The organism is Vibrio agarilyticus (genome assembly GCF_012641465.1).
Lineage (GTDB): Bacteria > Pseudomonadota > Gammaproteobacteria > Enterobacterales > Vibrionaceae > Vibrio > Vibrio agarilyticus.
Genome location: NZ_JABAIK010000023.1, coordinates 1 through 13,552 on the forward strand (window position 1 = coordinate 1; position 13,552 = coordinate 13,552).

General features: G+C 48.3%; 9 protein-coding genes. 5 read left to right on the forward strand and 4 right to left on the reverse strand.

Annotated elements, in window-relative coordinates; genetic code table 11:
* Positions 1-273: 273 nt before the first annotated feature.
* The 3 genes from HGP28_RS16870 to HGP28_RS16880 are packed head-to-tail and all read left to right on the forward strand — an operon-like array spanning position 274 to position 3,660.
* A complete protein-coding gene (locus HGP28_RS16870; protein WP_168837635.1) occupies positions 274-1,092 on the forward strand; it encodes a sulfite exporter TauE/SafE family protein in 819 nt (272 codons plus the stop codon).
* Positions 1,093-1,115: 23 nt separating this feature from the next.
* The gene (locus tag HGP28_RS16875; RefSeq protein WP_168837636.1) at positions 1,116-2,360 is read left to right on the forward strand and encodes a pyridoxal-phosphate-dependent aminotransferase family protein; all 1,245 of its coding nucleotides are present in this window, start codon (positions 1,116-1,118) and stop codon (positions 2,358-2,360) included.
* Position 2,361: 1 nt separating this feature from the next.
* A complete protein-coding gene (locus HGP28_RS16880) occupies positions 2,362-3,660 on the forward strand; it encodes an allantoate amidohydrolase (protein WP_168837637.1) in 1,299 nt (432 codons plus the stop codon).
* Positions 3,661-3,666: 6 nt separating this feature from the next.
* On the opposite strand, the gene HGP28_RS16885 is transcribed toward HGP28_RS16880, so the two are convergent.
* Both HGP28_RS16885 and HGP28_RS16890 read right to left on the reverse strand, forming a co-directional pair.
* Positions 3,667-4,125 (reverse strand): NfeD family protein, encoded by a 459-nt coding sequence (locus HGP28_RS16885; RefSeq protein WP_168837638.1) that lies wholly within the window; start codon positions 4,123-4,125, stop codon positions 3,667-3,669.
* 185 nt (positions 4,126-4,310) lie between these two features.
* The gene (locus HGP28_RS16890) at positions 4,311-5,261 is read right to left on the reverse strand and encodes an SPFH domain-containing protein (protein ID WP_168837639.1); all 951 of its coding nucleotides are present in this window, start codon (positions 5,259-5,261) and stop codon (positions 4,311-4,313) included.
* Positions 5,262-5,546: 285 nt separating this feature from the next.
* On the opposite strand from HGP28_RS16890, the gene HGP28_RS16895 reads away from it, so the two are divergent.
* Positions 5,547-6,437, forward strand: coding sequence for a DMT family transporter (locus HGP28_RS16895; protein ID WP_168837640.1), 891 nt, complete (start codon positions 5,547-5,549; stop codon positions 6,435-6,437).
* Between the two features lie 111 nt (positions 6,438-6,548).
* On the forward strand, positions 6,549-10,955 hold the full coding sequence (locus tag HGP28_RS16900) for an SslE/AcfD family lipoprotein zinc metalloprotease (protein WP_168837641.1): 4,407 nt from the start codon (positions 6,549-6,551) through the stop codon (positions 10,953-10,955).
* A gap of 67 nt (positions 10,956-11,022) precedes the next feature.
* Here HGP28_RS16900 and ahpF read toward each other — a convergent pair whose 3' ends face one another.
* Entirely contained in the window at positions 11,023-12,591 is a 1,569-nt protein-coding gene (gene ahpF / locus HGP28_RS16905) for an alkyl hydroperoxide reductase subunit F (RefSeq protein WP_168837642.1), read from the reverse strand.
* A 303-nt stretch (positions 12,592-12,894) separates the two neighbouring features.
* On the reverse strand, positions 12,895-13,452 hold the full coding sequence (gene ahpC / locus HGP28_RS16910) for an alkyl hydroperoxide reductase subunit C (RefSeq protein ID WP_025515548.1): 558 nt from the start codon (positions 13,450-13,452) through the stop codon (positions 12,895-12,897).
* Positions 13,453-13,552 lie beyond the last annotated feature (100 nt).

Below are 13,552 nucleotides of genomic sequence, written 5' to 3' on the forward strand. Positions count from 1 at the left end.
GTTCAGCGAGAATGACTTGGTTTGTCAGTGAGGCGAGGATTTGAAGATTGAGTGGTTCTCAATCGAAAATCGTCAACAAAGCTGATGAGCCAAGACAGCTCGCCCCTTGGGAGCCAATCACTGAACCGATAGCGGCGTTAAACAACTTGAAAATAGACTCGCTATTTCGCTGCGTTGTTTGCCTTGCTCTCAGCTCAGTGAGCCGGCTCTGAATCCAGCATCTTGAGGTCACTTGGGTATATACGCAAGATAAATAAAAGGAATCATAACATCATGGAACAGATGATCAGTTTTTTACCTGTTGCGCTTGCCTTAATGGCAACGGGTGTGGTCGCAGGTTTGCTCGCAGGGCTGCTCGGTGTCGGGGGCGGTATCGTCATTGTGCCGGTACTTTATTACCTATTTCAATATTTTGGTGTTGATCCCGTCTCGGCTATGGTCATTGCAACCGCGACATCCCTTGCCACCATAGTGCCCACATCAATCAGTTCGATTCGCGCTCATCACGGCAACAATAACGTCGACTGGGTCTTATTGCGTTGGCTCGCCCCATTTATTTTAGCTGGCGTTATTGTCGGCAGCTTGCTGGTTGCACGTATGGGGGGCACTTGGCTCACCGCTTTATTTGGCGCGATTGCGACACTTGCTGCGCTCAACATGTTGCTGCGTGGTAACGCCGCGCCTTTAGCGCAAGACTTGCCATCAAAGCGAGGGCAAGGCGCGATGGGCGCGGGAATTGGTTGCTTGAGTGCCATGGTCGGCATTGGCGGCGGAACGCTCACGGTGCCGACGTTAACCGCGTTTAACTATCCAGCGCATCGAGCGGTTGGTACTGCCGCTGCTGTGGGGTTACTTATTGCGCTTCCTGGCGTTATCACCATGCTCGTCGCGGGCACGGTGCCGACGAACGCGCCACTTGGCAATGTTGGTTTGGTTAATTGGGCCGGTTTTGCGTTTATCGTGCCGTTAACGGTTCTCTTTTCGCCCATCGGCGCGCGCATAGGCAAACGATTAGACAGTGCAAAACTCAAGAAAGTCTTTGCCTTAGTGCTGGCGTTTACTGGTATTCGAATGCTGCTACAAGCACTGTAACACTCTGATATAAGGATATTATTATGAAAACAGATAAAGGAACTGTGTTTGAGCGTCTTTCGCCGCCACCGCGATTATTAATGGGACCGGGGCCGATCACCGCTTATCCGCGCGTGCTTCAAGCGATGAGTCATCAATTGATTGGACAATACGATCCCGCGATGACGGAATACATGAATCAAACCATGGCGCTTTATCGCCAAATTTTTAAAACTGACAACTCAGCGACACTGCTGGTTGATGGCACTGCGCGAGCAGGAATTGAAGCTGTGCTTGTCTCGCTAATAGAGCCCGGCGATACCGTGCTTGTGCCGATTTTTGGTCGCTTTGGTCACCTGTTAGCCGAAATTGCCGAGCGCGCTGGGGCGCATGTCGTCTCGTTTGAGGTTGAATGGGGAACCGTGGTACCCGACTCAATGATTGAAAACGCCATTATTCAACATCGACCTAAATTATTAGCGCTTGTGCAGGGCGATACGTCGACGACCATGTTGCAACCGCTGGAAAACATCGGTGAGATTTGCCAAAAGCACGGCGTACTGTTTTACAGCGATGCGACCGCCTCTATCGTTGGCAATGAATTTGAAACCGACGCATGGCAGCTTGATGCCGTCTCAGTTGGCTTGCAGAAATGTTTAGGCGGCCCTTCGGGCTCGGCGCCAGTAACGTTAAGTGAGCAGGCGGTGGCGCACATTCGTGCGCGCAAACACATTGAAGCCGGCATTCGTGTGGACTCCCATGAGTTTGGTCAAGCCAGTCGAATTCGCTCCAACTATTTTGATTTAGGTATGATCCTAGATTACTGGGGCGAAGAGCGTCTTAATCATCACACCGAGGCGACGAGTATGCTGTTTGCCGCACGTGAGTGCGCGCAGCTCAATTTAGAAGAAGGCTTGGATGCAGTGATTGCGCGCCACCGTAGGGCCGGTCAAGCGATGGCCTCCGGTTTGACCGCAATGGGGCTGGCACTGTTTGGCGATCAAAACCACAAAATGCACAATGTGGTTGGTGTTGTGATCCCGCCAAATGTCAATGGAGAGGCGATCCGCTCGGCCATGTTGCAGCAATTTAATATTGAGATCGGCACTTCATTTGGCCCTTTGCATGGCAAAATCTGGCGCATCGGCACCATGGGATACAATGCGCGTCTTGATACGGTTCTGAGCACTTTACTGGCACTTGAAGCCTTGCTGTTGCAAGCAGGGGTTCCGATTAAAAGCGGCGCAGCCTATCAGTGTGCTTTGGCCACGTATAACGAAGGAGCGTGATATGGCAACGTTAATCAATTCGTTATTGTCACACGAGCAATCGGCTCATTTGGCAGAGCAGGTGATGGCGTATTGCGATGAATTGGCTCATATAAGCCAAACGCTTGGCATCATCGACCGACGTTATTTGACCCCAGAGCATAAACAAGCCAACGATAAATTGGCGCAGTGGGCCGCGCAATCGCAGTTGCAACATTGGGAAGATGAGGCGGGTAATCAATGGATTCGTTTACCTGCGCAGCAACAGGATAACCTGCCGCATGAGGCGCCACGGGTTATCATGGGATCTCATACCGATTCGGTGCCGGATGGTGGCCGTTATGATGGGCCGCTTGGGGTAGTGGGACCTTTGGTTTTGTTAAAGCATTTTGCGGAATCTCGAGTGCAGTTTCCGTTTCATCTTGATGTGGTCGGTTTTGGTGATGAAGAAGGCACCCGGTTTGGCAGCACTTTGCTTGGCAGCTCGGCCATCTGTGGCATGTGGCAAAGTCGCTGGCGTGAGCTGACGGATGAAAATGGCGTTTCTTTGGCTCAAGCCATGTATGATTTTGGACTTGATGTGTCAAAAGTGTCAGAAGCGCAAATCGATAGTAGTCGAGTACTGGCGTACTTAGAAACCCACATCGAGCAAGGCCCTGTGCTAGAAGAACGTGGCAAACCGCTAGCGGCGGTAAAAGGCATTGCGGGCGCGCGTCGCTTTAATATCACGCTGAAAGGGCAGGCGGGGCATGCTGGGACGGTGCCCATGGTGTTGCGTCACGACCCACTGGTTATCGCAAGCCACTGGATAACTCAGGTTCAGCAGATGGCAACCGCCACCAGTGATAGCGAGTTTCCGGTGGTCGCGACCGTCGGGCGCTTGGAAGTCCGTCCCGGTGCGGTCAACGTGGTGCCCGGCGAGGTTCGTATGAGTCTCGATATTCGCAGTTTATCGGACGAGGCGCGTGATGCCGTGTTCGATTCGTTGCAAGAATTACTTGAGGTGGAAGCGGCTTTTCATCAACTTGAGTGCCAGTTTGAGCCAACGCACAATGCCTCTGCGGTCAGTTGCAATGACGAGATGACCCGATCGCTAAACCAGTTGGTCACACATTACTTTGGTGATAGTGCGCCGCTTGTGTCTGGCGCTGGGCACGATGCGATGGCATTAGCCATGCGCGTTCCTGCGACCATGCTTTTTGTGCGCTGTAAAGGTGGTGTGAGTCATCATCCTGATGAGTCAATTATGACAAGTGATGCGGCCGCCGCCCTGCAAGTGATGGCTGCGTTTGTTACAGACATCGCAAGAAAGGCGACGTGATTGATACTAGTGGTGCGTCTCGTCGATGGGTTTTACCCAAAACACGCCCACTTCTTTTTTCACTACAGTGACTGGTGTTCCATTTGGAATGGCAGTGAGTGATTTCACTTGCCAGGTAATGCCTGAATATTGATAACTCCCCGGCTGAGAGGGCGAAATATCACTATCGAGAGTAAATGTGATCACCGCAAAATCAGAGTTGATATCTGTGGTTACCGTTCGGTTTTGCATCCGTTTCAGCGGCTTCCATAGAACTAGCGCTAAGACAAAGGAGACCAATGCGACAGACGTCACCGCATTAATCCAATTGGCTTCAATAACGCCAAGATACATCACGCCACTGGTCAGTAGAATGGCAATGCCAATAAACAGCAATACAAAGGTACTAAAACCAAGTACGGCAATCTCGACACTCAAAACAATGAGCCCCAGTATGGCGAGTACCTGGGGAATATTTTCTAGCATAAATCCTCGTTATATCCTTTCCACTCTATACCCGTCCTACTTGAAGTTGCAGTGCTCTCCTTTAAAAAATGAAGGGACGGGCACTCACAAACCTCATCACATAGCTCATCTATGTTTACGAAGTGCTCAGAGGCTTTTCGTTTGTTGCCTAACTGCATCTTCAAGTTGTTTGGGTAATAGGTGGTTTAACTGTGTTGATTTTTATTTAAAGCACTAATGATAGATAATCCTTGCGCCACCATAGAGCTGGCGTTAGTCGCATCATCTGGCAAAAGGACGACCGACGACTCTTTAGCGATTGCACGTTTGGCTTCAATGGCTTTTGTCGCTAATTCCAGTTGAATCGCTTTTTGTCCTTGGTCGGTGTTGGCCGCTTCGCCCACTTTGCGTAACGCTTCGGCTTGCGCTTCGGCAACCGCCAAAATTGCCGCCGCTTCCCCTTCCGCTTTTAAGATTTGCTCTTGTTTATCTGCTTCTGCGGCAAGTACTTGCGCCTGTTTTTTACCTTCAGCGACGTTAATTGCTGATTGACGATCCCCTTCAGACTCAAGGATCTGCGCGCGTTTTTCGCGTTCTGCCTTCATTTGTGCTTCCATCGCTTCCATTACCGAACTTGGCGGCACAATGTCTTTAATTTCATAGCGAAGTACCTGCACGCCCCAAGGCTCTGATGCGATATTGATTGCGGCTACAATGCTGGCGTTGAGCAAATCACGCTCTTCAAAGGTTTTGTCGAGTTCCATTTTACCAAGCTCACTACGCATGGTGGTTTGCGCCAATTGAGTGACGGCAAATCTATAGTCATCAACGCCGTATGTTGCTTTATAAGGTTCTAAAACACGGAAATAAAGCACGCCATCCACCACAAGGCTGATATTGTCTTTGGTTATCGCAGATTGTGATGGCACGTCAACGGCGGTCTCTTTCAAGCTGCGTTTAGCGCTAATACTGTCAATAAATGGCACAATAAAATTGAGACCCGCTTCTTTGGTTGAGCGATATTTGCCAAAGCGCTCAATCAGCCACGCTTCATTTTGTGGCACGAAAATAATGCTGAGTTTAAGTACCACAACAATAAAAATCAGCAGATAGAGCTGTGGGCTGGTTAATATGGTCAATAACAGGTTTGACGACATGGATTTTATCCTTAAGTAACAAAGGTTGAGATTGTTTTTATATTATCTAATTGTTTAAAAAAGAAAAATTAACAATTTGATCGAATATGACGCCCAGCTCCCAAAATCTAAAGTTGAGGGCGAAAGTTGTCGTCTTGTATTTTCGTTTTGCTTTGACTGACTTTCGAATGGCGGTCTTTTAGTGTGTTTTTCGAATTGTCGCAAATAAACAGTGCGCTTTATTTGTAATACAATTATACTGCCGCCGATTCTGATTTTTACGTCATTCCCATAAGAATACCCATTATGAAAAATAACGATGTGTCGCTGGCCATTTTGCTTTTGGTTGCGGCAAATTTTGTTGCTTCACTGTCTGATGTGTCACTTAAAATGCTGAATGGTGAAGTGCCAACGTTCCAATATGTGTTGATTCGGCAATGCATCAGCCTAATTCTCTTGTTGCCATTTTGGCTCCGCTTAGCACCGACAACGCGAAAAATGGGCTGTGATTGGATCTCTTTTTGGCGTGCGCAATTCATTTTAGTCGGTAGTGCCAGTGCCATGGTGGCAATAACCCATTTGCCATTAGCAACCGCAAACGCAATTTTTTATGTGGGTCCATTATTAGTTTTGCCGCTCTCGGTCCTGTTTCTTAAAGAGTCGCCATCCAAAGGTAAAATTATCGCTACCTTTATCGGTTTTGGTGGTGTTTTGATTGTGTTGCGACCAGAACACTTTCACTGGGCCGCTATTGTTGCACTGGGCAGCGCAGTGGCCATTGGCGTCGGGAATATATTGATAAGATTCATGCCCAAAGAGCAGCCATTAGTGTGCACGCTATTTTGGACCACCTTTATGACGCTGCCCATTTCCGCATTGTTGGCTTATCGAGAGTGGAGCGCTATTGAATGGCATCACGTATTGTGGATTGTCGCAATTAATCTGTTTGTACTGGCGTATCACGCACTGGTGGTGCATGCCTTTAAGCGCGCCCCGGCCAGCCAAATTGCTTTAGCGGAGTATTCGGGGTTGGTGTTTGTCACCCTGTTTGGCGTGATGTGGTTCGACGAAATTCCTGATTGGCTCACCGCCGTTGGCATTGTTTTGATTGTATTACCGATGATGCCAATTCAGTGGCGTAAGCTGTGGCGGCGCCATACTAATGTCGAAAAAACGACCGATAGCGTTGTAATGTGATAGTGATGCAAAAAAGGCATAAATGTTACTCGTGGGTAGCGTATGCCATAGGAAAAGACGAAAACATTATATAGTCTCGATGATCTTTTATAACATCTTGATTTTATACTAATGAAAAAGTTTCATCTGACACTTTTAGCGGTGGCGATTTCGGGCTGTGGTACTGATGATGCGGTAAACGATCCGCATCCTGTTCCGCCGACAGGTCCGGTGCCACCAACGCTTTATACCGCCAATCTTGTGACCTCTGGAATTGCAATTTCAGGCGACGTTGAGTGCAATGGCGATGCGCTTAGTGATGGTATTTTCACTGTAGAGCAAGGGGCCGCGTTCAGCTGTACCTTTGGCGCGGTTGATTTAGGGTCGTATATTGCACCTGAACCAAACCCCAAGGCTGCAGTAGCCAATTCACAATCACTAACCTCATTTGATGTTGCTGATATCAAAGGGGAAAATGCAACTCGAGTATTAAAGTCGATTGATGCAAACCCGGCAGACAGTGATATTCAGCTCGCCTTGATTGACTCTTATGACATCGCAGATGTGTTTACTCAGCTTGATGATCAAAGTGCGGTAGACGCATTTTTGACCCCGAAAGTTGAAGATGCCACCGATGAAGTCGGCAAAGCGCCTAGCTCGCATGTCGACCCAAATGTTGTGCCTGCGGTGACCCCCGGTGCTTCAAATAGTCTTGATGCCAATTTTGTTTCGGCGAATGCAGAGTCGGCGCTGGTGTATCAGCCTTCTGCAGAAGCGGCTGCCAACACGCGCGCGGTATTGACTGACGCTAATGGCGTTCCTCTTGTGGGGGTGAGCTTTTTCTCGCAAGGCGCAACTGGTATCACCGATGCCAATGGCGAGTTTGACTATGTTTGGGGCGATGAACTGACCTTTGGTCTCGACACGTTTGAATTTGGTCGTATCCGTGGCAACAAGCTTGACTTCAAGTTAACCGACGTCAGTGAAAGTGCGGTAGCGAAAGCCAACATTCAGTCTCTAATTGAGCGTTATACGACGTTAAGTGGTGCTACGCGCCAAGTGCCTAGTATCGTTTTAGACACCTTTGCGCTTTATCCTAACGTGATTAATGAGCTGATTAATTTCAACTTACCTAATGGCGGTGAGATTGATGATTCCGGCTTTCATCTGCCCAATGAGTTCAACCAGCAGTTTGATAATGGTTTAACCAAAGTGGTCGATCAGGCGATTCAAGCCAAACTGCCGCGAATGACCCAAACGATGTTTGATTTGGCTTCTGCGCCACAAGTCATTGCCACCGAGCCGAGTGGCTATGTGACTGAAACATTGAAACAGATGTTTGATCAAGTCACGACTTTCCATGTGTTTCACGATAATGGCAGCTTCTACGGTGCGTCTGGTTATGCTCGTGGAATGCGTTCGTTAAATATGAACAACCGCGCTTTCCCTGTGGTTTCAGCGCGTACCGATATCAACAAAAACCAAAATTTTGGTGAGCCACAAGCGTGGAGCCGAGACGGTAAACCCTATATTGCGACTCATCCAACGATTGTTATGCCAGCTGTGCCGACTATTTCAAAAGAGAACGCCGTCTATGGCTTGCCTTTTGTGACCGCAGGGGAAATTGGTGCAGGAAAAGTGCTTTTCATGGGTAATGGTATGTATCCAAGTATCTTATCGTGCCCAGAGAATTACTGGGTTAACGGCGCGTTAAGCATCGATAGTGCCGCGCAAACCTGTAGCACAAATCCCAATGCTTATGTCAATGCTAACCACGATGATAATGGCAGCATGGCAACCTTCTTCTCCAATGTCTTTAAGTGGTTTAATCAAGGCAATTCAACCTCGGGACTCAACATTGCGACCAATATTGACAAAGGATACGCCAGTTGGGTGTCAACAACTGAGGGCCGTGAATACGATTTCTTTGTCAATCCAGCTTTTGGTTTTGGCTCTGTAGAAACGCTATCATCGGGTGGTTATGCCGGTTTGTCGCCAGAAACGACGCCGATATTATTACTGCAAGCTTACCCACCATTGGTGATTGGTGATGGTATGACACAGCAGTTTGTCGCCGATTTAGACCATCCCAACTTAACTCAAGACGACATTGCCGCTTTGATAGCGTATGTGCATGCGGGCGGTAACATTCTTTTCATGGATGGGATTCAAACGCAAAATCCAGAGCCCATTGCTCGCCTAGCCGATGCGGCTGGTGTCGCGATTGGTGGTACGAATGTGGCGCATACCGATCAAGTCAATTGTGGTTCTAGCTATTATTGCCATGGTGACTCTTTGACACCGAACCTGCATGCACAAGGTGAGCATGACATGGTGGTATTGGAGCGTTTTGAAGATATCGCCGGGGAAGGACAACCTTATACAGTGCAAGATGATGGCAGCGTCGAGTGGGTAGACGATCCAACAAAGATCGTGTTTGGCATTCCGCAATACGAAGTGGCTAAATTGGATGCTGATGGTAATCCTGTGATTGGTGATGATGGCCTTCCAGAGATGGTGAGCAAATACGCGCGTATTTTTGTTCAAACAGAGCAAGAAAAAACCGCCGCCATTGCAGAGCTGCAAGCCGCATTCCCAAGCTATCCACTATGTAACCATGATTATCAGTACGAGTTTAACTGTATTGAAGTCCGTCAAGGCGATGGCATTACCGACCGGGGCAATTACGGCCGCGCAGATTTTGACCGTTATGAGATAAGTTCAGACACGATTGCGGCGCTGGTGAAATCGTCTAATTTGGGTGACAACGTTGAAGCGCTGTATCACCATGAAATGTACTACCGCACTAAAGGGGCGCAAGGTACTCGTTTGTCAGAAACGCAGCTAAACCAAACTTACGATAGCCTTTCGGTATGGATGTGGAACGATAATAACTACGGTTATGATGGTTCTCATCATCACGATGAGCTGGGCTTTCAAACCGCGGTGGAATTCTTAAACTGTTATACCAGCAATGCTCACGGTCAAGGCGCTTCATGCCCAGCCGAGCTAAAAGCGTCGCTAGAAAGCTTGAGTATGCTGCATGCTAACGGTGAGCTAAATCCGAGTTACCCATTAAACTACATGGAAAAACCGCTGACTCGCATTATGCTGGGCCGCTCCTATTGGGACCCTGAAATTGTGGTGGATACCACATCATACCCAGGTCGCCCAGAGGCGGTAACACTGAATGCCTCGGTGAACATTGAAACGTCGGGCTCAGCAGTTAGCTATACCGCAGGTAACCGTCAAGCCACAGGTTTATGGGCACCACAGCTTGAAACTGTTACGGTTTCTGGTGGTGTTCCCGCAACGATTACTGTGATGTTAGCCGACGATTTGACCGGACTTTCAAACCATGAGACGGCGCTCAAACGTCCACCACGAATGCAAAAACAGTTTGCGTACGATGGCGTGAGTTTGTCATTTAGTGTGCCTTATGGTGGATTGATTTATGTTCAGCCAAACACTCAAGGTGAGACTGCCAGTTCCTTTAATTTTAATGGCGTGGTAAAAGCCCCGTATTGGAAAGAGGGTGTTTGGGTGAATGAAGCATCATCGCCCGCGCCAATTGCGGAGATCGATACCGGTGATTTCCTTTACACCACGCCAAGCGGTAATTTAGCGCGCAGCGATATTGACGAGTTTGCTCGCAAAATGAATCTGTTTGGTGATGCGATCAATGATTTTTATGGCCGAGATGAAATCACCGCGGTAGGTCAGCACCGCCGCTTTACTTATCCTGAATTGAAAGGGTTCCGTCATCACTATGTGAACGATGTGCAAATCTCGGTGGGGGCTGCGCACTCAGGCTATCCGGTAATGGCGTCTGGATTTGATGCCAGTGCAGAAACCATTAGCATGGAACCGTTAAACAGTTGGCTACTGTGGCATGAGTTTGGTCATAACGTTGCAGCCGCGCCATTTAACGCTCCTGGTAGCACGGAAGTGACCAATAATTTGCTTGCTTTGTACATGCAAGAGCATGAAGAGCGTGGTGATGCTGCGAAAATGGTACGTTTGACGTTTGATATTCAAAAAGCGCCACTTTGGCTCAGTCAGAACTCAGGGCATGCATGGGCAAATGGTGATGCAGGTATGCGCTTAGTGATGTTCGGGCAGTTAAAAGTGTGGGCCAAAGCCAATTTTGCGATTGACGATTGGTATCAGACAGGCGTGGAAAAGCCGAGCGTTTATGGCGCAGATGAAGGCTGGAATATGTTCAAGTTAATGCATCGTAAAGCGCGTGGTGACGTGCAGGGCGATAGTGGTAAGAACTTCTGTAGCGCCTCTGTAACCGGGTTGTCGAATGGCGATCTGATGATGGTATGCAGTTCATACGTGTCAGGCTATGATCTTAGCGCGTTCTACACCGCGTGGAATGTGGGTGAAAAATCCACCACGTTGGCCAATGGCGATGTGCAATATGAAGGTGGTATTAGCGATAAAGGCCATGCGGTAATGGAGGAGTTGCAACGAGCTGTTTCATTGAAATCCACCTCAGGGAATGATCCGCTAGCGGTGAATTCGATTCACTAAGTAAGAGCCAATAAAAAGCCCCGATTAGAGTGACTAATCGGGGCTTTTTTCTTTTTAGTTTAATTGGTTACGCTTTTTGGCGGATAAGGTAATCAAATGCGCCTAGGCTTGCTTTTGCACCTTCTCCCATCGCAATGATGATCTGTTTGTAAGGCACTGTGGTGGCATCACCGGCTGCGAACACGCCTTCAAGGCTGGTTTCGCCACGGCTACCGACTTCAATTTCGCCGCGTGGAGAGAGAGCAACTTCAGAGTCTTTTAGCCATTCTGTGTTTGGTACCAGACCAATTTGAACAAAGATACCTGACAGTTCAATCTCTTTGATTTCATCTGTGTTGCGGTCTTTGTACTTCAAGCTTGTTACGCGAGTACCGTCACCGACAACTTCTGTGGTTTGCGCCATGGTGATGATGTCAATGTTTGGCAGTGAGTTCGCTTTGTCAATAAGCACTTGGTCTGCGCGAAGGACGTCTGCGAATTCCAGAACTGTTACGTGTTCTACGATACCAGCAAGGTCAATCGCCGCTTCGATGCCTGAGTTACCCCCACCGATAACCGCCGTCTTCTTGCCTTTGAACAGTGGGCCGTCACAGTGTGGGCAGTACGCGACACCTTTGTTGCGGTACTCTTGCTCACCCGGAACGTTCATTTCACGCCAGCGTGCACCAGGGCTTAGGATGACACTCTTACTTTTGAGCGTCGCGCCGCTTTCAAGTTGGATGTGAATCAAACCGTCTTCAGTGTGCGCCGCGCCCATGAGTTTCTCAGCTTGTTGCTCAGTCACGACATCTACGTCGTACTCTTTGAGATGTTCTGCTAAGTCGGTTGCTAACTTTGGACCTTCAGTGCGTTTTACCGAAATGAAGTTCTCAATTGCCATGGTGTCCATAACCTGACCACCAAAGCGTTTAGCCACAACACCAGTACGAATTCCTTTACGAGCGGCGTAGAGAGCGGCTGCGCTACCACCAGGACCACCGCCGACAACCAGCACGTCGTAGGGATCTTTTTCGCTCAGTGCTTTCGCCGCTTTCTCGCTCGCGCCGTCATCCACTTTGTTGAGGATTTCAGTCAGAGACATGCGGCCTTGACCGAATAGCTCACCATTCACGAATACGCTTGGCACAGCCATGATATCGCGTTGTTTCACTTCATCTTGGAACAAACCGCCGTCAATCATGGTGGCTTTCACTTTCGGGTTGATCGCCGCCATCATGTTGAACGCTTGAACCACGTCCGGACAGTTTTGACACGACAGTGAAATGAAGATTTCGACGTCGAGATCTTTGTCTAGTGCTGCGATTTGCTCAATCACTTCTGGTTCTAGCTTGATTGGGTGACCGCCAGAATGGAGCAGTGCCAATACCAGCGAGGTAAATTCATGACCCATTGGTAAGCCAGCAAAACGAAGCGCCGTGCCTTTTGCTGGGTTAGTGACCGCCATTACCGGTTTGCGCGCGCTGGCGTTGTCATCCCGCTCGACGGTGATGAAATTACTCATTTCAGCAATTTGATTAGCAAGTGCCAAAATATCTTGTGAGGCTTTGCTTTCATCTAGACTAACCACTAAACGAACGTCTTGTTTTACATTAGCCAGATATTGTTTGAGTTGTTGTTGGATTGCTTGGTCTAACATAGTTATCACTACCTAAATAAAATGGTTACTGTAGATAAAATCTAAAAGGGGAGAGCGCGTTAAGGAGATGGTCGTCAAGGTATCTCACTTAACGTGCTCTCTATACCCGTCCTACTTGAAGTTGCAGCGTTTTTCTTTAGAAAATTAAGGGGCTTGCACTCTCGAACCTCATCACATAGTCGGCCTATGCTCAGAGGCTTCGCTCGTTTGCCGCCTACCTGCAACTCCATGTTGTTTGGGTATATTTTATGGCTCTAATCAGAAATGGGGGATATGACTGATTAGAACCTAAATTTCAGTGGCTTAGATTTTGCCAACTAGGTCTAATGATGGCGCTAGAGTCTCTTCACCTTCTTTCCATTTCGCTGGGCAAACTTCACCTGGGTGCGCTGCAACGTATTGAGCAGCTTTTACTTTGCGTAGTAGGTCTTCTGCGTCACGACCGATACCTTCAGCTGTGATTTCCATAGCTTGGATAGTACCTTCTGGGTCGATTAGGAAGGTTGCACGGTCTGCAAGACCTTGGCCTTCACGCATTACACCGAAGTTGTTAGTGATGTTGCCTGTTTGGTCGCCCAACATGTAGTACTGAATCTTACCAATGGTGTCTGAGCTGTCGTGCCATGCTTTGTGCGTGAAATGCGTGTCAGTTGATACTGAGTAAACTTCTACGCCACGTTTTTGTAGCTCTTCATAGTGGTCTGCTAGGTCGCCTAATTCCGTTGGGCATACAAACGTAAAGTCTGCTGGGTAGAAGAAGAAGACTGCCCATTTACCAAGAACATCTTGCTCAGTGACTTCAACGAATTCGCCGTTTTTGTACGCGGTAGCTGCAAATGGTTTAATTTTAGTGTTGATCATGATTAGGTTCCTTTTGTTTTTGACCTGTTGTTCTGTTTACGGGATTTATCTTCGCACTTTGGTTTGATTAAGAAAAGTTGCTTGTTTCTATATGATTGAT

Excerpts from the sequence above, each read along its gene's own strand:
- HGP28_RS16870 (WP_168837635.1), top strand. The coding sequence starts at position 274 with ATGGAACAGATGATCAGTTTTTTACCTGTTGCGCTTGCCTTAATGGCA.
- HGP28_RS16875 (WP_168837636.1), top strand. The coding sequence starts at position 1,116 with ATGAAAACAGATAAAGGAACTGTGTTTGAGCGTCTTTCGCCGCCACCG.
- HGP28_RS16880 (WP_168837637.1), top strand. The coding sequence starts at position 2,362 with ATGGCAACGTTAATCAATTCGTTATTGTCACACGAGCAATCGGCTCAT.
- HGP28_RS16885 (WP_168837638.1), bottom strand. The coding sequence starts at position 4,125 with ATGCTAGAAAATATTCCCCAGGTACTCGCCATACTGGGGCTCATTGTT.
- HGP28_RS16890 (WP_168837639.1), bottom strand. The coding sequence starts at position 5,261 with ATGTCGTCAAACCTGTTATTGACCATATTAACCAGCCCACAGCTCTAT.
- HGP28_RS16895 (WP_168837640.1), top strand. The coding sequence starts at position 5,547 with ATGAAAAATAACGATGTGTCGCTGGCCATTTTGCTTTTGGTTGCGGCA.
- HGP28_RS16900 (WP_168837641.1), top strand. The coding sequence starts at position 6,549 with ATGAAAAAGTTTCATCTGACACTTTTAGCGGTGGCGATTTCGGGCTGT.
- ahpF (WP_168837642.1), bottom strand. The coding sequence starts at position 12,591 with ATGTTAGACCAAGCAATCCAACAACAACTCAAACAATATCTGGCTAAT.
- ahpC (WP_025515548.1), bottom strand. The coding sequence starts at position 13,452 with ATGATCAACACTAAAATTAAACCATTTGCAGCTACCGCGTACAAAAAC.